Source organism: Streptomyces sp. NPDC050546 (assembly GCF_044457425.1).
Classification (GTDB): Bacteria; Actinomycetota; Actinomycetes; order Streptomycetales; family Streptomycetaceae; genus Streptomyces.
On record NZ_JBITGX010000022.1, the window covers coordinates 19956 to 41907 of the forward strand.

The 21952-nt window shown below is 72.3% G+C and carries 17 protein-coding genes; all 17 read left to right on the plus strand.

Annotated features, from left to right (window positions below):
• Positions 1–7 precede the first annotated feature (7 nt).
• The 17 genes from ACIBK5_RS38010 to rfbC are packed head-to-tail and all read left to right on the plus strand — an operon-like array spanning position 8 to position 21952.
• The gene (locus ACIBK5_RS38010; protein WP_399027113.1) at positions 8–1375 is read left to right on the plus strand and encodes a polysaccharide biosynthesis protein; all 1368 of its coding nucleotides are present in this window, start codon (positions 8–10) and stop codon (positions 1373–1375) included.
• Entirely contained in the window at positions 1372–2928 is a 1557-nt protein-coding gene (locus ACIBK5_RS38015) for a Wzz/FepE/Etk N-terminal domain-containing protein (protein WP_399027115.1), read from the plus strand. Before ACIBK5_RS38010 ends, ACIBK5_RS38015 begins: the two co-directional genes overlap by 4 nt.
• Positions 2929–2931: 3 nt before the next feature.
• Positions 2932–4848: an asparagine synthase (glutamine-hydrolyzing) gene (asnB, locus tag ACIBK5_RS38020; RefSeq protein ID WP_399027117.1), complete on the plus strand. Its 1917-nt coding sequence runs from the start codon at positions 2932–2934 to the stop codon at positions 4846–4848.
• Positions 4845–7016 (plus strand): bi-domain-containing oxidoreductase, encoded by a 2172-nt coding sequence (locus ACIBK5_RS38025; RefSeq protein WP_399027119.1) that lies wholly within the window; start codon positions 4845–4847, stop codon positions 7014–7016. Before asnB ends, ACIBK5_RS38025 begins: the two co-directional genes overlap by 4 nt.
• Positions 7013–8956: an alginate lyase family protein gene (locus ACIBK5_RS38030; protein ID WP_399027120.1), complete on the plus strand. Its 1944-nt coding sequence runs from the start codon at positions 7013–7015 to the stop codon at positions 8954–8956. The genes ACIBK5_RS38025 and ACIBK5_RS38030 overlap by 4 nt, the downstream gene beginning before the upstream one ends.
• An 8-nt stretch (positions 8957–8964) precedes the next feature.
• Complete coding sequence (locus ACIBK5_RS38035; protein ID WP_399027122.1) at positions 8965–10488, plus strand: right-handed parallel beta-helix repeat-containing protein; 1524 nt, start codon at positions 8965–8967, stop codon at positions 10486–10488.
• 1 nt (position 10489) lies between these two features.
• Entirely contained in the window at positions 10490–11722 is a 1233-nt protein-coding gene (locus tag ACIBK5_RS38040) for an O-antigen ligase domain-containing protein (RefSeq protein ID WP_399027124.1), read from the plus strand.
• A 2-nt stretch (positions 11723–11724) separates the two neighbouring features.
• The gene (locus ACIBK5_RS38045) at positions 11725–12963 is read left to right on the plus strand and encodes a glycosyltransferase (RefSeq protein ID WP_399027126.1); all 1239 of its coding nucleotides are present in this window, start codon (positions 11725–11727) and stop codon (positions 12961–12963) included.
• Positions 12960–14222 carry a class I SAM-dependent methyltransferase gene (locus ACIBK5_RS38050; protein WP_399027128.1) on the plus strand — a complete coding sequence of 421 codons (1263 nt, stop codon included), beginning with the start codon at positions 12960–12962 and terminating at the stop codon, positions 14220–14222. Before ACIBK5_RS38045 ends, ACIBK5_RS38050 begins: the two co-directional genes overlap by 4 nt.
• The gene (locus ACIBK5_RS38055; RefSeq protein ID WP_399027130.1) at positions 14219–15025 is read left to right on the plus strand and encodes a glucose-1-phosphate cytidylyltransferase; all 807 of its coding nucleotides are present in this window, start codon (positions 14219–14221) and stop codon (positions 15023–15025) included. The genes ACIBK5_RS38050 and ACIBK5_RS38055 overlap by 4 nt, the downstream gene beginning before the upstream one ends.
• The gene (locus ACIBK5_RS38060; protein ID WP_399027131.1) at positions 15022–15669 is read left to right on the plus strand and encodes a PIG-L deacetylase family protein; all 648 of its coding nucleotides are present in this window, start codon (positions 15022–15024) and stop codon (positions 15667–15669) included. The genes ACIBK5_RS38055 and ACIBK5_RS38060 overlap by 4 nt, the downstream gene beginning before the upstream one ends.
• A 3-nt stretch (positions 15670–15672) precedes the next feature.
• On the plus strand, positions 15673–16698 hold the full coding sequence (locus ACIBK5_RS38065; protein ID WP_399027133.1) for an NAD-dependent epimerase/dehydratase family protein: 1026 nt from the start codon (positions 15673–15675) through the stop codon (positions 16696–16698).
• The gene (locus ACIBK5_RS38070; RefSeq protein WP_399027135.1) at positions 16686–17969 is read left to right on the plus strand and encodes a DUF4910 domain-containing protein; all 1284 of its coding nucleotides are present in this window, start codon (positions 16686–16688) and stop codon (positions 17967–17969) included. The genes ACIBK5_RS38065 and ACIBK5_RS38070 overlap by 13 nt, the downstream gene beginning before the upstream one ends.
• 5 nt (positions 17970–17974) lie before the next feature.
• Entirely contained in the window at positions 17975–19264 is a 1290-nt protein-coding gene (locus tag ACIBK5_RS38075; protein ID WP_399027331.1) for a hypothetical protein, read from the plus strand.
• Entirely contained in the window at positions 19261–20208 is a 948-nt protein-coding gene (locus tag ACIBK5_RS38080) for a glycosyltransferase family 2 protein (protein WP_399027137.1), read from the plus strand. The genes ACIBK5_RS38075 and ACIBK5_RS38080 overlap by 4 nt, the downstream gene beginning before the upstream one ends.
• Positions 20205–21404 carry a polysaccharide pyruvyl transferase family protein gene (locus ACIBK5_RS38085; protein WP_399027139.1) on the plus strand — a complete coding sequence of 400 codons (1200 nt, stop codon included), beginning with the start codon at positions 20205–20207 and terminating at the stop codon, positions 21402–21404. The genes ACIBK5_RS38080 and ACIBK5_RS38085 overlap by 4 nt, the downstream gene beginning before the upstream one ends.
• Positions 21401–21952, plus strand: coding sequence for a dTDP-4-dehydrorhamnose 3,5-epimerase (gene rfbC, locus ACIBK5_RS38090; protein ID WP_399027141.1), 552 nt, complete (start codon positions 21401–21403; stop codon positions 21950–21952). Before ACIBK5_RS38085 ends, rfbC begins: the two co-directional genes overlap by 4 nt.

Below are 21952 nucleotides of genomic sequence, written 5' to 3' on the forward strand. Positions count from 1 at the left end.
CGCACAGTTGAACGATGAAACGATACGCCTTGTCACGATCGGGCGGATTATCCGTCGGCGTGGGCGGCTTCTCCTCTTCCTCGCCGTCGTGGGTGCGCTCGTCGGCTACGGCGCCTCCCTGCTGTTTCCCCCGCGCTATACGACGTCGGCATCGGTACTGCTGCCGGGCGCGTGGGAGGAGCGCGAGCTGCTGACTCAGGCACAGATCGCGAGCAGTTCGGTCGTGGTCGACCGTGCGGCCGCCACGCTCGGCTGGACCGGAGTCGGTGGCGGGGAACTGCGGGACCGGGTGAGCGCCGGGGCCGCCGACGGGAACATCATCAAGATCTCGGGCACGGCCGACACCCCGGAGCGCGCCCAGCGGCTCTCCGACCAGGTGGCCCGGCAGTTCGTCGCCTTCGCCGCGCGGATCGGGGGCGACGACACCGACCCCGAAGCGGCGGAGCGGCCCGAGGCACTGCGGCAGCTGGTGGTGCGGACCAGTCGCCGCATCACCGAGCTGGCCGACGCGGCCGATCCGGGGCGGACCGTGGAGAGCGTGCAGACCCGCACCGAGCTGGCGAAGCTGCGCACCACGCTGCAGGAGGCCATGAAGAAGCTGGACGAGGCCGACCCGGCCGCCGGCAAGGCCGACATGGTCGTCATGGGTCCGGCGGCCCGGCCTGACGGCGAGGCACCGCCGACGAGGACGCAGCTCGTCGTCGGCGGGGCCCTGCTGTTCTTCCTGCTCGCGGTCATCGGCCATCTCACCGCCGCACGGATGAGCCGCCGGCCGCGCACGGAACCGGAGATCGCCGCGGCGCTGGGCTCGGCGCTGCTGGGCACCGTCGACGTACCCGGTGAACTGCCCGCGCACCGGACGGAGGACGGCGGCCGGCGGGCCCGGATCCGCCGGCTGCTGGGCGTCGACGTCCGGTGGGACACACCGAGTCCGCAGACGTCCGGCGACGAGGCCGGAAGGCGGATCCGCTACCGGCGGGTGTGCGCCCGCCTGCGGGACCGGCTGCCGGCCCCACGACGGCTGCTGGTCGTCGTCCCGGACGGCGACGAGATCGCCCACCGGGCCGCCGGGCAGCTCGTCACCGAGGCCGAGAACGATCCGCTGCTGCGGGTGGTCGGGGTTTCGGTGGACCGGCCGACGGTGCCGGACCGCGCCCACGAGTCCGGTGCCCTGGTCGTGCTCAGCGCCGGCCGCTGGACCACGGGGGAACTCACCGGCATCGCCGAGGCGTGTGCGGACGCCCGGCACGAGGTCGTCGGCATCGTCCTCGCCGGCGCGGTCCGGGCCCGTCCGACGCGGCCCGCCGGCCGTCCTCGGGATGCCGCCGCTCCGGCCCTCGCGGTCGGCGACCACACGGCGGGAGGTTCGCGGTGACGACGAGTACGACATCGGAGCCGTCGGCCGCCGCACCGCTGCTGGACCTTCAGGCACTGGTCGTGGCCGTGCGCAGGCGGCGGCGTCTGTGGTGCTCCATGGCGCTGCTGGGGCTGCTCGTGGGCGCGGCGGTGGCGATTCTGCTGCCGCCACCGCCGACCGCGGTGACCAAGGTGCTGGTCGCGCATCAGGAGGACCAGCCGAACGACCCCGGAACGCTGATCCGCACCGACGTCGAGCTGCTGCGGACCACGCGGATCGCCGGCCAGGCCCTGCGGTCCCTCGGGTCCCCGGAGAAACCGGAGGACTTCATGCGGGACTACGCGGGGACCGGCCTGACCAACAACCTGCTGCAGATCCAAGCGACAGGTGACAGCGACGCACAAGCGGTGGCCCGCGCCAAGGCGCTGGCCGAGGCGTTCGTCGCGGACCATGTGAAGCGGATACGGGAAGCCGCGGACGCCGAGGCCAAGACCCTGCTCGACCAGCGTGACCGCATGCGGGACGAACTCGCCCAGGTCAACAAGACGATCGGAGACGGGCCACCGGAGAGCGACCCGAAGGCGTCGGCGGACATGGAGTCGCTCTTCGCCCGCCGGGCCGAACTCACCTCGCGGATCACCGACTTCGGCCAGCGCGCCGCGGAGGCGCGCATCGGCACGCCCCAGCTCATCGCCGGCACCCAGATCGTGGACGCCCCGCACGCGGTCCGGCACTCCCTGCCCAGAGCCGCCGCCACCGACGCCGCGATCGGCCTCGTCCTCGGGCTCGTCCTCGGACTCGCGGTGGCCGCGGTCGGCACGGTGGTGGCGGACCGCCCCGTGCTGCGCCGGGACATCGCGGCGAACCTCGGCGCCTCGGTCATCGCGGAACTGCCCCGTACGGCGCGGGCCAGGATGTGGCAGCGCCGGCGGACCCGGGCGGCACGCGAGCGGCTCACCACGACCCTGGCCCGCACCGTACGCGGCTCCGCGGAACAGGTGTCACTGCTGGAACTGGGCTGTGCGCGCGGTACGAGCGCGATCGCGCTGGACCTCGCCGGGGCACTGGCGGCACAGGGACCGGTGGCCGTCGTCGACGGTCTGCCCGGCCGGCAGCTCGCGGGCCGACGCCCAAAGCCGGGAGAACCTGCCGTGGTCAGCGGCGAGGAGGCCGCGGCCGGGTCGCCTCAGGGACTCCGGCTCGGTGTCGGCTCGGTGGCGCCCGGGACGGCGTGGACCGACCTCCGGTATCTCGGCACCCGGACCGTGCTCGTCGTCCGTGCCGGGCACGGCAGCGTGGCATGGCTGCACACCGTGGCGCGGCAGCTCGCGGACCAGCGCATCCCGGTGCTCGGCGTGGTGCTGATCGACCCCGATCCACGTGACCGCACCGACGGCACCCTGTGGGACGGCCCGCACACGGCGCCGCGCGGCCACGACGCGAGGCCGGCCCGGCACAACGGTGGGGGTACCTCCCACGCCGTTCCGGCAGTCGGGGAGGCCCGGCGGCGGACGGAGCGGCTGCCGATGCGGGCGGCGGGCGTCCCGGACAGCGACCAGGAGGGACGGTAGGACATGTGTGGCATCGCAGGCGCGTACCGATGGCCGGACGGGAAGCTCGTGGCCGACCGGCTCACCGACACCCTCGCCCACCGCGGTCCGGACGGGGCGGGCCGGTACAGCCACGCCGCCGGTGACGGCGAAGTGCACCTCGGGCACCGCCGGCTGGCGATCATCGACCTGTCCGAGACCGGCGCCCAGCCCATGGTCTCGGGCGGCCTCGTCCTGACCTACAACGGCGAGCTGTACAACGCGCCCGAGCTGCGTGCCGAACTGGCGGCCACCGGTGTGCGCTTCCGCGGTACCTCCGACACCGAGGTGCTGCTGGAGGCCTGGCGGCGCTGGGGCACGGACTGCCTGCCCCGGCTGCGCGGCATGTTCGCGTTCGGGATCTTCGACGAGCGCACCGGTGAACTGGTCCTCGCCCGAGACCAGTTGGGCATCAAGCCGCTGTTCCTGCTCCGGCGCGGCGAGGGGCTGGTGTTCGCCTCCGAGCTCAAGGCGCTCGCCGCCGCCACCGGCGGGGCACTCGAGGTGGACCATGCGGCGCTGGTGGCCTCGCTCCTCTACTACTGGGTGCCGGACTCACGGTGCGCGTACCGCGAGGCGGAGAAACTGCCACCGGGGAGCTGGCTGCGGATCCGGCCCGACGGCCGGGTGGAGCGCGGCCGGTACTGGCACCTGAAGGACGTCGCCGCCGAGGGCCGGGAGCGGGCCCGCAGCGGCGAGCTGCCAAATCTGGCCGCCGTCGTCGAGGAGTCGACCCGGCGGCACCTGCTCTCCGACGTACCCGTGGCGACTTTCCTCTCCGGCGGGCTCGACTCCAGCTGGCTGACCGCCCTGGCGGCCCGCCACCAGCCCGGGATCTCCGCGTACACGATCGGATTCCGCGCCGAGGACGCCAAGTTCGAGGCGATGCCGGACGACCTGCGCTACGCCCGGAAGGTGGCCGAGCAGTTCGGTGTCGACCTGCGGGAGATCGAGATCGCCCCGGACGTGCTCGACCTGCTGCCGCGGATGACGTACCACCTGGACGAGCCGATCGGCGATCCCGCCGCGATCAACACGTTTCTGATCTGTTCGGCCGCCCGGGAGGCCGGGGTCAAGGTGATGCTCTCGGGGATGGGCGCCGACGAGCTGTTCGCCGGGTACCGCAAGCACCTGGCCAACCTGCTCGCGCTGCGCTATCAGCGGGTTCCGCGGCCGGTGCGGCGCGGGGTGCACGCGGCCGTGGACCGGCTGCCGGTCGCCACCAGCCGCAGGGGGCTGCGTTCCGTACGATTCGCGAAGCGGTTCCTGTCCTTCGCCGATCTGCCGGAGGAGACCGCGTTCCGGCGCAGCTACACCATGTACGACCAGGACGAGCTGCTCGGCCTGATCAACCCGGAGCTGGCCGGCACGGTCGACGACGTGCTCACCGAGCACCGGGACATCTACGAGGACAACCACCTCGACGACTTCGTGAACCGCATGTGCCTGGGCGATGCCCGGATGTTCCTGCCGGGCCTGAACCTCACCTACACCGACCGGTCGAGCATGGCCGCGTCGACCGAGGTGCGGGTGCCGTATGTGGACGTCGAGGTGGTGAAGGCCGCCTTCGCCTTTCCCGGCGATCGCAAGATCGTCGGCCGGCAGGGCAAGGCCGTGCTGAAGGAGGCGGCCACCTCGATCCTGCCCACGGAGATCGTCTACCGGCCCAAGGGCCTGTTCAGCGCCCCGCTGCGGGCCTGGATGAGCCGGGATCTCGCGCCGCTGGTGCGCGAGGTGATCAACGACGGCGAGCTCGTCCGCTCCGGGTTCCTGCGCCGGGACGCGCTGCGGCGGATGGTCGCCGAGGACACCGCCGGGCAGCAGGACTTCTCCAAGCATCTATGGCATGTGCTGACCCTCGAGTACTGGTACCGCGGCGCGACTTCTGGGGAGTTTGAGTGAAGCAGGTCGTACAGAACTACAAGAGCGGCGAGCTGGCGGTGCTCGACGTGCCGGTGCCGGGGTGCAAGCCGGGTGGTGTGCTGGTCCGCACCGTCTACTCGCTGATCTCCACCGGCACCGAGATGATGAAGGTGTCCGAGGCCGGCATGTCGATGGTCGGCAAGGCCCGCTCCCGCCCTGACCAGGTGGCCAAGGTCATGCAGAGCGTGGCCACCAACGGGGTGCCCGCCACCTACCGCAAGGTGATGGGCAAGCTGGACTCCTACACGCCGCTGGGCTACTCGCTGTGCGGTGTGGTCGAGCAGGTCGGCGCCGGCATCGACGATGTGAAGGCCGGCGACCTCGTGGCCTGCGCCGGCAACGAGCACGCGTTGCACGCCGAGCTGAACTGGGTGCCGAAGAACCTCTACGTCCCGGTGCCGGACGGCCTGGAACCGCGGCACGCGGCCTTCGGCACCGTCGGATCGATCGCGATGCAGGGCGTCCGCCAGGGCGAGCCGCAGCTGGGCGAGGTGGCCCTGGTCATCGGCCTCGGGCTGATCGGACAGCTGGTGGTGCAGCTGCTGGGCGCCTCGGGGGTGCGCGTCGTCGGCGTCGACCCCGACCCGGCGCGCTGCGAGCTCGCCGAGCGGCTGGGCGCCGCGGCCTGCGGTGACCCCGAGTCGGCGGCCGTGGAAGCCGCCGTCGCCGAACTCACCGACGGTCACGGCGTGGACCAGGTGTATCTGGCCGCCGGCGGCGGCAGCAACCAGCCCGTCGAGCTGGCCGCCCGGTTGTGCCGGGACCGCGGCCGGGTCGTCGACATCGGCAAGTGCCGTCTGGACCTGCCGTGGAACGCGTACTACGAGAAGGAGCTCGACGTCCGGTTCTCGCGGTCCTACGGCCCCGGGCGCTACGACCCGGAGTACGAGTTGGAGGGCCGGGACTACCCGATCGGCTATGTGCGCTGGACCGAGCGCCGCAACCTCGCGTGCTTCCTCGACCTCGTCGCTCGCGGCCGCGTCGACGTGGAGCCGCTGATCTCCCACATCGCCGACTTCGACGACGCCGTCGAGACGTACCAGCGCCTGAAGGACGGCGACTTGAAGGCCGTCGCCGTGCTGTTCCGGTACCCCGAGCAGGCGGTGGAGGCCGAGGCTCCGGCGGTGGCCGTTCCCTCGGTGAACGTGAAGCGGAATCCGGTCCGGGGGGCCGGGACGCCGGTGCGGCTGGCGTTCGTCGGCGCGGGGAACTACGCGACGTCGATGCTCCTGCCGCACCTGGCCGGGCGCGACGGCGTGGAGTTGTCCACGGTCGTCACCACGACGGCGCTGTCCGGGGCCAACGCGCAGCGGAAGTTCGGCTTCGCCGCGGCGACCACCGACCTGGACGCGGTGCTCGGCGACAAGTCCGTCGACGCGGTGTTCGTGGTCACCCGCCACAGCTCGCACGCCGAACTGACCCGCAAGGCGCTGCTGGCCGGCAAGGCGGTGTTCGTGGAGAAGCCGCTTGCGCTCACCGAGGACGAGCTGGCCGGCGTGCTCGCCGCGGTGGAGGAGTCCGGCAACGACCGGCTCCAGGTGGGCTTCAACCGCCGGTTCGCGCCGCTGCTGACCGAAGCCAAGAAGCGGTTCGGCGCCCGGACCGGTCCGGCGAGCCTGCGCTACCTGGTCAACGCGGGCCGGCTCCAGCAGGGCAGCTGGTACCTCCGGCAGGGCACCGAGGGCTCACGGTTCGCCGGCGAGGGCGGGCACTTCATCGACACGGCGAGCTGGCTGCTCGGGGCCGACCCGGTCTCGGTGTACGCGGTCGCCACGTCCGGCAACGAGGACCTCCAGGTCGTGCTGCGCTACCCGGACGGGTCCACGGCCACCATCAGCTACGTCACCAACGGCGCGCCCGGCTTCCCCAAGGAGACGCTGGACCTGGTCGCGGACGGCAAGGTGCTGCGGCTCGACGACTTCGTCCGTGTCTCGGTCCACGGCCGCAAGCGGTGGGTCAGTTCGCGGCTGCCCCAGGCCCGGGACAAGGGGCAGAACGCCGAGCTGGCCGCGTTCGTCAAGGCCGTGCGGACCGGCGGGCCGATGCCGGTGCCGCTGGAGTCGCTGGTCGCCACCACGTCGGCCACCCTCGCGGTGCGGGCCGGCCTGGCGGCCGGTGCCCCGGTGACGCTGGCGGCGTCGCGATGACCATGAGCGCTGGCTGGTACTTACGGCGACTGTCCCGGATGGGACCACGGGAGGTCGGCGGCCGGGTGGGCGACGCGGTGCGCAGACGGCGGTGGCGGTCGGCACCGCCGGACTGCCCGAGCGTCACCGGCGCCCGATTCACCGCGGTACTGCCCGCGGGGACGCTCGACGCGGTGCCGCCTGACGCCGCGAAACGTCTCGTCGCCGAGGCGGACCGGCTGATGGCCGGGCACGCCGAGTACTTCGGCGTGGTCCGCGACGACCTGGCCGACCCGGACTGGTGGTACGACCCGAAGACCGGGCGCCGGGCCCCGTCGGGCTACGCCTTCGACGTGCCGTACCGCAGCGAGGACGCGGTCGGGGACATCAAGCAGATCTGGGAGCCGTCCCGGCACCAGTACCTCACCGTGCTCGCCGCCGCCTACGCGGTCACCGGGGACGAGCGGTACGCCGAGCGAGTGGCCGCGCACCTGCGCTCTTGGTGGGCGGCCAACCCCCCGCTGCGCGGTGTGCACTGGATCAGCGGCATCGAGCTGGGCATCCGGCTGCTGTCCTGGGTGTGGGTCCGCCGCCTGCTCGACGGCTGGCCGGGCGCGGCCGGGCTGTTCGAGGGCAACCCGGTGGCACTGCACCAGATCTGGCACCACCAGCGCTGGCTGGCCGCCTTCCCCAGCCGGGGTTCGTCGGCGAACAACCACGTCATCGCCGAAGCCGCCGGGCAGTTCGCGGCGGCCTGCGCGTTCGGGTGGTTCCCCTCCTCGGCGCGTTGGCGATCCGACGCTCTGCGGTCGCTGGAGCGGCACCTGCGAAGCAACACCTTCCACTCCGGCCTCAATCGCGAGCTGGCCACCGAGTATCACGGACTGGTGCTGGAGCTCGGCCTGGCCGCGGTGGCCGAGGCGGACGCCGCGAACGTGCCGGTCCCCGCGGCGGTCCGGCTGGTGCTGCTGCGGATGACCGACGCGCTCGCGGCCGTCGTGGACAACCGGCTGCGGCCCCCGCGCCAGGGCGACTCGGACGACGGTCACGGCCTGGTCGTGGACGGCGCGGGCACCGACCGCTGGGCCTCGCTGCTGGCCACCGGGGACGCCGTGTTCGGCCGGCTCGCCTGGTGGCCCGCGGTGACCGGCACCGATGTGCGCACCCCGCTGCTCGCCGCGCTCGTCAAGCCCACTGAACCGGCCGTGTCCCGCCCGGTGAGCCGACCGGCCCACTTCGCGGATGCGGGCATGACCGTCCTGCGCGGCCCGGAGGGGATCTGGTGCCGCTGCGACGGTGGTCCGCACGGGTTCCTGTCCATCGCCGCGCACGCCCACGCGGACGCGCTGTCCGTGGAGGTCCGGCACGACGGGGTCGACGTGCTCGCCGACCCGGGGACGTACTGCTACCACGGGCAGCCCGAGTGGCGGCGGTACTTCCGGTCGACCCTCGGCCACAACACCCTGGAGCTGGACGGCGGTGACCAGTCCGTCTCCGGAGGCCCGTTCCTGTGGACCCGGCAGGCCCGCAGCCGTGTCCTGCTCGCGGACACCTCGGACGAGGATGTGGCGCGCTGGTGTGCCGAGCACGACGGCTACCAGGGCACCGTCCACCGCCGCCGGGTGGAGCTGACGGGCGCGAGCCGGGAGCTGCGGGTGGTCGACGAGGTCCGGGGCGATCGCCGGGCCGTGCGCCTCGCGTTCCATCTCGGCCCGGCGATCGCCGCGGACCTGGAGGGAAACCGGGCCGTGCTCACCTGGACCCGGGACGGCGAGGACCGCTCCGCCGTCCTCGACCTGCCCGGGCAGCTGACCTGGCGGGCGCATCGCGGCGAGACCGATCCGCCGCTCGGCTGGTACTCGGCCGGCTTCGGACGCAGGGAACCCGCCACCACGCTGGTCGGCACCGGCTTCGCCGACGGCGCGGAAGGGTTCACCACCGTACTCAAGTTCCGCGGCTAGGGGGGCTCGTGGAGATCAAGTGGCGGCTCCGGGCGTTACCGGCGGTCCCGCTGGTCCTGGCCCTGCTGGCGGCGACCGGCTGTGACAGCACGTCGGACGCCGGGGCGAAGCCGGCCGCCGCGCCGTCGTCCACGTCCGTGGCCCGGGTGTGCGCCGAGCCCGCGGCCGGGCCGGCCAAGGCGCCGGCGGGTGCGGTGACGGTCGACCCCGCGGTGGTCGGCGACCTGGCCGCGAAGACGAAGAGCAACCCCGAGAACACCACGTTCTGGCTCCGGCCGGGCAAGCACAGGCTCGAGCCGGACCGCTACGCCCAGGTCATCCCCAAGAAGGGGAACAGCTACCTCGGCGCACCGGGGGCGGTGCTCGACGGCCGGAAGACCAACCAGTACGCGTTCGGCGGCACCGCCCGCGACGTCACCGTCCGCCATCTGACCGTGCAGGGGTTCGTCGCGCCGCACAACGAGGGCGTGGTCAACCACGACTCGGCCGACGGGTGGGTGATCGAGCACGCGACGATCCAGCACAACTCCGGCGCCGGGCTGATGGCCGGTGCCCGCCAGCGAGTCCGCGCCAGCTGTCTGCGCGGCAACGGGCAGTACGGCATGAACGCCTACAAGGCCGGCGGTCGTATCAGCGGCCTGGTGGTCGAGGGCAACGAGATCGTGGGCAACAACACCGACGACTGGGAGCGTCGGCGGCAGGGCTGCGGCTGCACCGGGGGCGTCAAGTTCTGGGCCGTCGACGGCGCCGACGTGCGCGGCAACTGGGTGCACGACAACCGCGGAGCCGGGCTGTGGGCGGACACCAACAACAACGACTTCCGCATCGAGGACAATGTGCTCGAGGCCAACGACGGTGCCGCGCTGATCTACGAGACCAGCTACAACGCGGTCATCCGGGAGAACACGATCCGGCGGAACAACCGGGTCGAGGGCCGCAGATCGGCCGACCGCGGCGACAACTTCCCCTTCGCGACCGTCTATCTGTCCGAGTCCGGCGGCGAACCACGGATCCGGGCCCGCACGGACAAGATCGAGATCTACCGGAACGTGCTGGAGGACAACTGGTCCGGGATCACCCTGTGGGAGAACGCCGACCGGTTCTGCAACAGCCCGGCCAACACCTCCTCCGGTGACTGCACCCTGCTGGTGAAGGACACCGACCGCTGCGCGCGGCCGGCGATCGCCACCGCACCGCTCTACGCCGACTGCCGGTGGAAGACCCAGCGGGTGGACATCCACCACAACCGCTTCGTGCTGGACACCTCCGCCGTCGGGTGCACGGTGAAGTGCGACCGCATGGCGGTGCTGGCCAACTACGGCACCTATCCGGACTGGTCGCCCTACCAGGGCGAGCGGGTGGCGGAGGCGATCACTCGCGAGCAGCACAACCGCTGGCACGACAACGTCTACCTCGGGCCATGGAAGTTCGTGGCCCACGACCCGAGCCGGGTGCTCGACTTCGGGCAGTGGCAGGGCACGCCGTACCAGCAGGACGCGGGCAGTACCTTCCGCGCGCGGGACGGTGGTTGAGATGGCCACGTCCCATGTGCCGAAGCTCGTCGGTACGGCCTGGGGGCTGCTGATCCTCAACACGCTCGGCTCCGCCGGGGCGAAGACCATCGTCCCGCTGCCGCGTTCCCTCATCCAGATGGTCACCATGGGCGCGCTGGTCGCGGCGTTCACGCTGGCGCTCGCCGTCAATCTCCGGCTGCGTATCCGCGCCAGTGCCTTCGTGTTGCTGCTCACCCTGCTGCTGGTGCCGAGCGTGATCTCCAGCGCGAACCTGGAGTCCGGGTTCGGGGCGCTCTTCCGCTGCGCCCGGCTGGCCCTCTTCGTCGGCACACTGTGGCTGCTCAGCCGCTGGTGGGACGGCGGCTTCACGTTCGTAAGGCACCACATCCGGATGTACTTCGCGGTGCTCGGGTCGGTCGCCGCGGGCCTGGTCATCTCACCGGGCGCGGCCCTGCCCGAGCTCTACGGCGGGCGCCTGGTCGGCGCGTTGTGGCCGCTCACGCCGCCGCAGATCGGGCAGTACGCCGCGGTGATCACCGGGCTCGCCGTGCTGCTCCTGCTGGGTCGCCGGACCGACAGGGTCAGCGCGACGGTGGTCATCGTGCCGGCACTGGTCCTGCTCGCGCTGACCCATACCCGGACGGCGACCCTCGGTCTGTTCACCGGGCTGGCGCTGGCGATCGGCTCGCTCGTCCTGACCAGTGCCGCCGCCCGCCGTTTCTTCGCCTGGGCGGTGCTGTGCGGCGCCGTGGCCGCGGTGGGGTTCTCCTCCGCGCTGCAGGCGTGGTTCCTGCGGGGCCAGAGCCAGGAGAACTTCACCAGCCTCACCGGTCGGGCCAAGGTCTGGGACGCCCTCCTGGCGGCGCCCCGGTCGACCGCGGAGTTCCTGTTCGGCGCGGGCCTGGGCGACAAGTCGTTCGGCGGGCTGCCGATCGACAACAGCTGGCTGGCCGTCTACCACGAGCAGGGGATGACGGGCGTGGCCCTGGTGGCGGCGATCATCATCGTGCTGGGCGGGGTCGCGTTGCTGCGGCCGCCGTCGCTGCAGAGGGCCTGCGCGATCTTCCTGATCAGTTACTGCGCGATCGCGTCGTACACCGAGGCCGGGCTGGGCGACGCCTCGCCGTATCTGCTGCATCTGGCGGTGGCGGCCTCGCTGCTGGCGGCACCTGCCGAGGCTCCTCCCCGCTCGACGCCCGAAGTCCCCGTACGACGTGTCCCGCGCTGGGCCCGGACATCGGAGGTGACCTGACCATGCACGTCCTCGTGGTGCACAACCGCTACGCCTCGGCACAGCCGAGCGGGGAGAACAAGGTCGTCGACCAGGAGGTGGAGCTGCTGCGCGGGGCCGGGCATCGGGTCGAGGTGTTCGAGCGGCGCAGCGACACCATCGCCGACCGGTCCCTCCTGGCCAAGGCCGCTGTCCCCCTCCTCGTGCCGTGGAACCCGGCGGTGCGTACGGAGCTCGCCGCCAGGCTCCGCACCGAGCGGCCGGACGTGGTGCACGTCCACAACGTCTTCCCGCTCCTGTCGCCCGCGGTGCTGGCCGCCTGCGCCGACGCCGGTGTGCCCGCCGTCGCCACGCTGCACAACTACACCCAGATCTGCCCGCCCGGCACGCTGCAGCGGGACGGCCGGCCGTGCACCGAGTGCGTCGGGGCGACGCCGCTGCCCGCCGTCCGGCACGGCTGCTACCGCGGCTCCCGCCTTGCGACGGTGCCGCTCGCGGTCAGCCTGTCGGTCAACCGGCGGCGCTGGCGGTCGGGCGTGGAGCGGTTCTTCTGCATCTCCGCGGCACAGCGCGACGTCCTGGTGCGGGCCGGCATGCCGCCCGGGCGGCTGGCGGTGAAACACAACTTCGTGCCCGACCCCGGCACGTGCCGAGTGGGCGCGGGCGAGCATCTGCTCTATCTCGGCCGGCTCGCGGAGGCCAAGGGCGTGCGGCTGCTCATGGCCGCCTGGGACGAGGTCGCGGCGGGTGGCGGGGTGGGTGTGCCGCTCGTGATCGCCGGCGCGGGACCGCTGGAGCAGGAGGTGACCGCCTGGGCGGCGGGCCGGGACGACGTGCGGTACGCCGGCCTGTACGACACGGCGGAGTGCCGGAAGGCCGTCGCGCGTGCTGTCGCGGTGGTGGCTCCCTCGACATGGCTGGAGGCGTTCGGCCTGGTGGCCGTGGAGGCGATGGCGGCGGGGGTCCCGACCGTCGCCGCGGGTCACGGCGCCTTCGTCGAACTCGTCGAGGACGGGGTGACCGGGCTGCTGCACGAGCCGGGCGACGCCGTCTCGCTCGCGGATCGCCTGCGCCGAATCACGGCGGAGCGAGCCCGCAACCGGGAGATGGGCCAGGCGGCCCGGCGCCGTTACGAGCAGGGCTTCAGCCCGGCCGTCGGCCTGGAGCGCCTGGTGGAGGGGTACCGCTCCGCGATCGCGGGCGGACGGAATCAATCGGGGACCGAGTCAATCGGGGACCGAATCAATGGGGGCAGTAAATGACACGATGCCGACTCTGCGGTTCGGCGGCGCTGGCGAGCGTCGTCGATCTCGGGGCGACACCACCGTGCGAGAGCTTTCTCGCCGCGGACCGACTGGACCAGCCGGAGCCCGCGTACCCGCTGCACCTGCGGGTCTGCACCGACTGCTGGCTGGCGCAGATCCCGCCGCTGATCACGCCGGAGGAGACGTTCAAGGAGTACGCGTACTTCTCCTCGTTCTCGACCTCCTGGGTGGAGCACGCGCGCACCTTCGTCGCCGACGCCGTGCAGCGGGTGGGTCTCGGCACCGACGGCACCGACGGCTCCGAGCGCTCCGAGGCCTTCGTGGTCGAAGTCGCCAGCAACGACGGGTATTTGCTGAAGCACGTGGTGGACCGGGGGATCCGCTGCCTCGGCATCGAACCGTCGGTGAACGTCGGCGCCGCGGCGCGCGACGCGGGTGTGCCCACGCTCACGGAGTTCCTCAGCCCGGAGACCGGCTCGGCCGTCCGCGCCGAGCACGGCCCGGCGGACCTGGTCGTGGCCAACAACGTGTACGCGCACATCCCCGACGTGGTCGGGTTCACCCAGGGGCTGCGGGCCCTGGTCGCCGACGACGGCTGGGTCTCCGTCGAGGTGCAGCACCTGCTGACCCTGATCGAGGAGAACCAGTACGACACCATCTACCACGAGCACTTCCAGTACTACACGGTCGCGTCCGCGGCGCGGGCACTGGCGAGCGGCGGACTCACCCTCGTGGACGTCGAGTTGCTGCCCACCCACGGCGGCTCCATCCGGCTGTGGGCCCGGCCGGCCGAGGTGGCGGGCGAGCCGACGCAGCGGGTGGCCGACGTGCTGGCCCGGGAGAAGGCCGCCGGGCTGCAAGAGCTGTCCGGGTACACCGAGTTCTCCGCCCGGGTGGCCAAGGTACGCCGGGACCTCCTGAAGTTCCTCATCGAGGCGGCCGAGCGCGGTGAGACGGTCGTCGGCTACGGCGCCCCGGGCAAGGGCAACACCCTGCTCAACCACTGCGGCATCCGGCCCGACCTGCTCGCGTACACGGTCGACCGGAACCCGTACAAGCACGGCAGGTTCACACCCGGCACCCGCATCCCGATCCTGCCGCCCGAGCGGATAGCCGCCGACAAGCCGGACTACGTGCTCGTCCTCCCCTGGAACCTGCGGGACGAGCTGGTCGAGCAGCTGTCCTTCGTGCACGACTGGGGCGGCCGACTGGTCTTCCCCATCCCGGAACTGAGCATTGTCGAGGTCAAGGCATGAAGGTCGTTCTGTTCTGCGGCGGTTATGGGATGCGGATGCGGAGCGGCGCCGCGGACGACGTGCCCAAGCCGATGGCGATGGTCGGCCCGCGGCCGCTGATCTGGCACGTCATGCGCTACTACGCGCACTACGGGCACACGGAGTTCATCCTGTGCCTCGGGTACGGCGCCCACCACATCAAGGACTTCTTCCTCAACTACGAGGAGACGACGTCCAACGACTTCGTGCTGCGGGGCGGGCGGACCGAGCTGCTGTCCACCGACATCGCCGACTGGACGATCACGTTCGCGCAGACCGGCATCGAGTCGCCGATCGGGGAGCGGCTGCGCCGGGTGCGGCACCATCTGGACGGCGACGAGATGTTCCTCGCCAACTACGCCGACGTGCTCACCGACGCCCCGCTGCCGGAGATGATCGACCGGTTCGCCCGGCGCGACGCCGGTGCGTCGATGATGGTGGTGCCGCCGCAGTCCTCGTTCCACTGTGTGGACCTGGGCGAGGACGGCCTGGTCGGGGGCATCACCGCGGTGAGCGACATGCCGCTGTGGGAGAACGGCGGTTACTTCGTGCTCCGCCAGGAGGTCTTCGACCACATCCCGGAGAACGGGGACCTGGTAGCCGACGGATGCGCCCAACTGGCCAAGCGGGGGCGGCTGGTGGCGCACCAGCACCGCGGCTTCTGGAAGCCGACCGACACCGTGAAGGAACGGGCCGCGCTCGACGACGCCTACGCCCGGGGCGACCGCCCGTGGGCCGTGTGGGAACGAGACGGTGCCGGAGCGGGCGCCGGAGCGAGGGCGTGATCCGGCTCGGGGCCGGGCCCCTGGACCGGATCGTCGCGGTGGGCGCGCACTGCGACGACATCGCCATCGGCGCGGGCGGCACGCTGCTCGCGATGTGCCTCGCGCGGCCGGGCCTGCGCGTCGACGCGCTGGTGCTCTCCGGCGGTGGCACCGACCGGGAGCAGGAGGAGCGGGCCGCGCTCACCGCCTTCTGCCCCGGCGCCGATCTGCGGCTCACCGTGCACAAGCTGCCCGACGGCCGGCTGCCCGCGTACTGGGAGGAGGCCAAGGCCGCGGTCGAGGAACTGCGCGGACAGACCGAGCCGGATCTGGTCCTGGCCCCGCGCACCGAGGACGCGCACCAGGACCACCGCGGCCTGGCGCGGCTCATACCCACCGCGTTCCGCGATCACCTCGTGCTCGGCTACGAGATCGTCAAGTGGGACGGCGACCTCGGCCGTATGGCGGCCTACCAGCCGCTGTCGACGGAGATCGCCGAGGAGAAGGTGCGGCTGCTGCAGGAGCACTACCCCTCGCAGCGCCACCGCCCGTGGTACGACCGGGAGGCCTTCCTCGGCCTCGCGCGGATCCGCGGCATCGAATGCCACGAGCGATACGCCGAAGCGTTCGCCGTCACCAAACTCAAGCTCAACCTGGGGGGTTGAACCATGCGCGTACTGCTGACCGGTCACCAGGGATACCTGGGAACCGTCATGGCCCCGGTCCTCGCCGCCGCCGGACACGAGGTTGTCGGCCTCGACGCCGGCCTCTTCGCCGACTGCGTCCTCGGCGAGACCCCGGCGGACCCGCAGGGGCACAAGGTGGACCTGCGCGACGTCACGGCCGACCACGTGGCCGGCGTCGACGCCGTGATCCACCTGGCCGCGCTGTCCAACGACCCACTGGGATCGCTGGCGCCGGAGCTGACGTACGACATCAACCACCACGCGTCCGTACGGCTCGCCCGACTCGCCCGCGACGCCGGGGTGGGGCGTTTCCTGTACGCGTCCACCTGCTCGGTCTACGGCGCCGCCGGCGGCGGCGAGCTGGTGGGCGAGGACGCCCCGCTGCGCCCGGTGACGCCGTACGCGGAGTCCAAGGTGCGGGTGGAGGACGACCTGCACGCGCTGGCCGACGGCGACTTCAGCCCGGTGTACATGCGCAACGCCACCGCGTTCGGCTACTCCCCCAGGCTGCGCGCCGACATCGTGCTGAACAACCTGGTGGGCCACGCGCTGCTGTCCGGCGAGGTGCTGGTGCTCTCCGACGGCACCCCGTGGCGCCCGCTGGTGCACGCCGCCGACATCGCACGGGCCTTCACGGCCGCGCTGACCGCGCCTCAGGAAGCGGTGCACGACCGGGCGTTCAACATCGGCAGCGAGACCAACAACGTCACGGTCGCCGAGATCGCCGAACAGGTCGCCGAGGCGGTGTCCGGTTCGAAGGTGGTGATCACCGGGGAGACCGGTGCCGATCCGCGCTCGTACCGGGTGGACTTCTCCCGGTTCCGTGCGGCGATCCCCGGCTTCGACTGCGAGTGGACGGTGAAGCGGGGCGCGCTCGAACTCGCCGACGCCTACCGCGAGCACGGGCTGACCCAGGAGGACTTCGAGCGACGCTTCACCCGCCTCGCCGTGCTGCGCGCGGCGTCCGACGCCGGCACCGTCGACGGCACCCTGCGGTGGCGCCGATGACAGCGCTCGGCGAGGAGATGCACGCTCTGGTGGAGCGGCTGTACCCGCTCTGCCGGAGCATCACCGGCGACGGTGTGCGCTCCACCCTGGAGATCGTCGGCGAGTACGTCCCGCTCCAGGTGCACGAGGTGCCTACCGGGACGCAGGTGCTCGACTGGACGGTGCCGCAGGAGTGGAACATCCGCGACGCGTACATCGCCGACGCCGACGGCAACCGGGTCGTCGACTTCGCCGAGTCGAGCCTGCACGTGCTCGGCTACAGCGTGCCGGTGTCGAGGACCATGCCGCTCGCCGAGCTGCGCGAACACCTGCACACCCTGCCGGAACACCCGAGCTGGGTGCCGTACCGCACCAGCTACTACAAGCCGGAATGGGGCTTCTGCCTGGCCCAGGAGACCTTGGACGCGCTGCCGGACGGCGAGTACGAGGTGCGTATCGACTCCACCCTCGCCGACGGCCAACTCACCTACGCCGAGCACGTGGTCCCCGGGCAGGTCGCCGACGAGGTGATCGTCTCCTGCCATGTCTGCCACCCGTCGCTGGCCAACGACAACCTGGCCGGCATCGCGGTGGCGACGTTCCTGGCCCGGGCGCTGGCGGAGCAGAGGCCGTACTACACCTACCGGTTCATCTACGCGCCCGGCACCATCGGGGCGATCACCTGGCTGGCCCGCAACGCGGAGCGGATCGGGCGGGTCAAGCACGGCCTCGTGCTCGCCTGCGCGGGCGACTCGGGCCGGCTGACGTACAAGCAGAGCAGGCGCGGCGACGCGGAGATCGACCGGGTGATGCGGCATGTGCTGACCGCCTCCGAACGCCCGCACCGCGTCACCGAGTTCACTCCGTACGGCTATGACGAGCGGCAGTACTGCTCGCCCGGGTTCAACCTGGGCGTGGGCTCGCTCAGCCGAACCCCGTACGCCGGCTACCCCGAGTACCACACCTCGGCGGACAACCCGGACTTCGTCTCCCCCGAGGCGATGGCGGACACCCTTGCGGTCTGCCGCGAGGCGTTCGCCGTCCTCGACCGCAACCGGAGGTACCTCAACCTCAGTCCCCACGGCGAACCGCAGCTCGGCCGACGCGGGTTGTACGACGCGCTCGGCGGGCGCAGCGACACCAAGCAGGCCCAGATGGCCATGCTCTGGGTGCTCAGCCTCTCCGACGGGGAGCACAGCCTGCTGGACGTCACCGAGCGGTCCGGGCTGCCGTTCGACACCGTCGCCACCGCGGCCGGCGCCCTGCACGGCGCCGGGCTGATCAAGGCATGACGCGGATGACCACCGAGGAGGAGAAGGCGACGGCACCGGCGGGATCCACCCGGCGGGCCTTCGCCGGCCGGCTGTCCTGGGGGCTGGCCGACCAGGCAGCCTCCAGCATCAGCAACTTCGCGGTGGGGATCTGTGTGGCGCGCTCGCTGGGGGTGACCGCGTTCGGTGTGTTCAGCCTCGCCTGGGTGACGTACGGCGTGGTGCTCAACGTCTCCCGCGGTTTGGCCACCGATCCGCTCGTGGTGCGCTTCAGCGGCGTGTCCGACGCGTCCTGGCGGGGTGCGGTGGCCCGGTCGTCGGGTACCGCCCTCGGCGTCGGTGCCGCCATCGGCGCTGTCTGTCTGGTGGGCGGTCTCGCGCTCGGCGGGCGCGTGGGGCCCGCGTTCGCCTGCCTCGGCGTCATGCTGCCTGGGCTGCTGCTCCAGGATGCCTGGCGGTACGCGTTCTTCGCCGCCGGCACCGGGCGGAAGGCGTTCCTCAACGACGTCGTGTGGGGCGTCGCGCTCGTCCCGGCCATGGTGGTGGCGGCGGGCGTGGGCAGCGTGGCCGCCTTCGTGCTCGCCTGGGGCGCGTCCGCCACGGTGGCCGCGGGGTACGGCTACGTCCAGTCCGGCATCCTGCCCCGGACGGCCCGGGCACGCGCGTGGCTGCGCGAGCAACGCGACCTCGGGTACCGGTACCTGGTCGAGAACGTCAGCCTCAGCGGCGCGAGCCAGCTGCGGGCGTACGGGCTCGGCGCGATCGCCGGGGTGGGCGCGGTGGGCGCGGTCCGGGGCGCCGAGCTCCTGCTCGGACCGTTCCTCGCCGTGCTGATGGGGCTGTCGCTGGTCACCGTCGCGGAGGCGGCACGGGTCCTGCGGCGGGCCCCGCACCGCCTCGGCAGGTTCTGCCTCCTGCTGGGCGGCGGGCAGGCCGTCGCCGCGCTGCTGTGGGGCGGGGCGCTGCTGCTGATTCCGGACCGGCTCGGCGAGCTCGTGCTGGGCGGCGTCTGGCACTCCGCCGCCCAGCTCATCGTGCCGGTCACCCTCGGCGTCGCGGGCGCCGGCCTCGGCACCGGCGCCGCGGCCGGGTTGCGCGCGCTCGCCGCGGCCCGGCGCAGCCTGCGCTGCCAGCTGTTCGCCTCCGCCTGCTACGTCGCCGGCGGGCTCGGCGGCGCGGCCCTCGGCGGCACGGTCGGCTCGGCCTGGGGCGTCGCCGCCGCGACCCTCGCCGGCTCGGCCGGGTGGTGGCTCCAGCTGCGGTCGGCCCTGCGTGAGCGCCTCAACGAACCCATTCCTGAAGTGAGGACGTCATGACCGCCCATCCCCGGCTGAGCATCGGCCTGCCCGTGTACAACGGCGAGGAGTACTTGGCCGAGTCGCTCGACGCCCTGCTCGGCCAGACCTACGAGGACTTCGAGCTGGTCATCTCCGACAACGCCTCGACCGACGGCACCGAGGACATCTGCCGCAAGTACGCGGCGCAGGACTCACGCATCCGGTACATCCGGCTGCTTCGGAACATCGGCGCCGCGCCGAACCACAACTACGTGTTCACCGAGTGCCGCGGCGAACTCTTCAAGTGGGCCTCGCACGACGACCTCTACGCCCGGGACCTGCTGCGGCGCTGCGTTCAGGCGCTGGACGCCCGGCCGGACGTGGTCCTGGCGCACTCCGACCAGGCGGTCATCGACGGCGAAGGACAGGTGAAGGTCCCCTACGAGTACGGGCTGGCCACCGCCTCCCCGCACGCGCCGGAGCGCTTCCGCAGCTTCCTGTTCGAGCCCGGTGGCGACGACTTCTACGGGGTGATGCGCGCCGACATGCTGCGCCGGGTGAAGCCGCACGACAGCTATCACCACGCGGACCGGACGTTCGTCGCCGAGATCGTCCTGCACGGGCCCTTCCACCAGGTGCCGGAGCTCTTGTACTTCCGGCGCGACCACCCCACCCGCGCCGAGCGGGCGAACCCTTCCAAGCGCTCCCGGTGCGTCAACCTGGACCCGCGCCGGGCGGGCGCGCTGCACCCGACGCCCCGGCTGCTGGCCGAGTACGTCTGGGGCTTCGTCTCGGCGATCCAGCGGGCGCCGCTCTCCGCCGCCGACCGGCGCGCCTGCTACCGGCACCTGGCCGCGTGGATGACCAGCCGGGTCCGGCCGGGCGCCGGCGAGCGGGTCGAGGACCGCGCCCCGGTCGACCCGGCCAGGCTCACCGTCTCCGTCGACGACCTCGTCGCGGGCCGCGAGGGGCGGCGAACATGAGAACTCCCGTACGGGCAGGGGTGTTCGGTCTGCTCGGCTCGGGCAACCTCGGCAACGACGGCTCGCTCGAAGCCGTACTCGGGTACCTCCGCGCCGAGCACCCGGACACGGTCGTGGACGCGCTGTGCGGCGGGCCCGAGGTCGTCACGGCCCGGTACGGGATCCCCGCGACGCGGCTGCACTGGTACCGCGGGGAGTACCGGACCGCGTCCCGGGTGGGCTCGATCGTGGGGAAGGGTCTGGGCAAGCTCGTCGACGTGGTCCGCACCGCCGCCTGGGTGCGCCGGCACGACGTGGTGATCGTGCCGGGCATGGGCGTCCTGGAGGCCACGCTGCCGCTGCGGCCGTGGGGCTTCCCGTACTCCCTGTTCCTGCTCTGCGCGACCGGCCGGCTGTTCGGCACCAGGGTCGCGCTGGTCGGCGTCGGCGCCGCCCCGATCCGCGACCGGGCGACCCGTGCCCTGGTGCGCCGGTCGGCGCGGCTGGCCGCCTACCGGTCGTACCGCGACACCCTGTCCCGCGACGCGATGCGGGAGATGGGCGTGGACACCGCGCGCGACGAGGTCCACCCGGATCTCGCGTTCGCCCTGCCGGCGCCACCGGCGAGCGGCCCGTCGGGCCCGCCGGGCCTGGTCTGCGTAGGCGTCATGGCCTTCCACGGCGGCAACGACGACCGCGCCCGGGCCGAGGAGATCCACCGTCGCTACCTCGACGGGACAACCCGCTTCGTCCGCGCGCTGGTCGAGGAAGGCAGACCGGTCCGGCTGCTCACCGGCGACGCGTGCGATGCCCGCGTGGTCGCCTCGATCCTCGACGCGGTGGACTCAGCGCTGGTCACCGCCGCGGAGGCGGCATCACTGGCCGATCTGATGAAGGAGACGGCGGCAGCCGACACCGTGGTGGCGACCCGGTACCACAACCTGGTCTGCGCGCTGAAGACCGGAACACCGACCCTCGCCCTCACCTACGCGGCGAAGAGTGATGCCCTCATGGACCGGATGGGCCTCGCCGCGTACTGCCATCCGGCCCGCGAGGTCGACGCCGACCGGCTGCTGGAGCAGTTCCGTGCGCTGGAGAAGCGATCGGCGGAGTTGCGGCAGACCCTGGCGGAGCGGAACCAGGACGCCGCCCGGCAACTCGCAGTCCACTTCACCGCCTTGACGGCAGCCCTGTTCCCAGCGAAGGAGACTCCATGAAGGCGACCGAAGTCCCGGAGGTGGCGGGCGCGTTCCTCTTCGAGCCGACGCCGTACGCCGACGAACGCGGCTTCTTCTGCCGCACCTTCGACGCCGACGTGGTCCGCTCGGTGGGCCTCGATCCGGACGCCTTCCTCCAGGACAGCGTGTCCCGCTCGGTCCGGGGCGTGCTGCGCGGCCTGCATCTGCGCTCCGGCAAGGGCGAGGCCAAGCTGGTGCGCTGCTCGTACGGGAGGATCTTCGACGTCGTCGTGGACCTGCGGACGGACTCACCGACCTACCGCAACGTGGCCACCTTCGACCTGTCCGGCGAGACCCAGGTGACCCTGTACATCCCGGCGGGGTGCGCGCACGGCTTCCAGGCGCTGACCGAGACCGCCGACACCTCGTACCGGATCGACCGCCCGCACGATCCGGCCGAGGACGTGACGATCGCCTTCGACGACCCGGAACTCGCGATCCGCTGGCCGCTGCCTGCCACATCGATGTCCCAGCGGGACCGGGAGGCGCCGAGCCTCGCCGAGATCCTGAAGCAGAGAGAGAGCTGA

Excerpts from the sequence above, each read along its gene's own strand:
- ACIBK5_RS38055 (WP_399027130.1), top strand. The coding sequence starts at position 14,219 with ATGAAGGTCGTTCTGTTCTGCGGCGGTTATGGGATGCGGATGCGGAGC.
- rfbC (WP_399027141.1), top strand. The coding sequence starts at position 21,401 with ATGAAGGCGACCGAAGTCCCGGAGGTGGCGGGCGCGTTCCTCTTCGAG.
- ACIBK5_RS38075 (WP_399027331.1), top strand. The coding sequence starts at position 17,975 with ATGACCACCGAGGAGGAGAAGGCGACGGCACCGGCGGGATCCACCCGG.
- ACIBK5_RS38065 (WP_399027133.1), top strand. The coding sequence starts at position 15,673 with ATGCGCGTACTGCTGACCGGTCACCAGGGATACCTGGGAACCGTCATG.
- ACIBK5_RS38030 (WP_399027120.1), top strand. The coding sequence starts at position 7,013 with ATGACCATGAGCGCTGGCTGGTACTTACGGCGACTGTCCCGGATGGGA.
- ACIBK5_RS38045 (WP_399027126.1), top strand. The coding sequence starts at position 11,725 with ATGCACGTCCTCGTGGTGCACAACCGCTACGCCTCGGCACAGCCGAGC.
- ACIBK5_RS38080 (WP_399027137.1), top strand. The coding sequence starts at position 19,261 with ATGACCGCCCATCCCCGGCTGAGCATCGGCCTGCCCGTGTACAACGGC.
- ACIBK5_RS38040 (WP_399027124.1), top strand. The coding sequence starts at position 10,490 with ATGGCCACGTCCCATGTGCCGAAGCTCGTCGGTACGGCCTGGGGGCTG.
- ACIBK5_RS38050 (WP_399027128.1), top strand. The coding sequence starts at position 12,960 with ATGACACGATGCCGACTCTGCGGTTCGGCGGCGCTGGCGAGCGTCGTC.
- ACIBK5_RS38085 (WP_399027139.1), top strand. The coding sequence starts at position 20,205 with ATGAGAACTCCCGTACGGGCAGGGGTGTTCGGTCTGCTCGGCTCGGGC.
- asnB (WP_399027117.1), top strand. The coding sequence starts at position 2,932 with ATGTGTGGCATCGCAGGCGCGTACCGATGGCCGGACGGGAAGCTCGTG.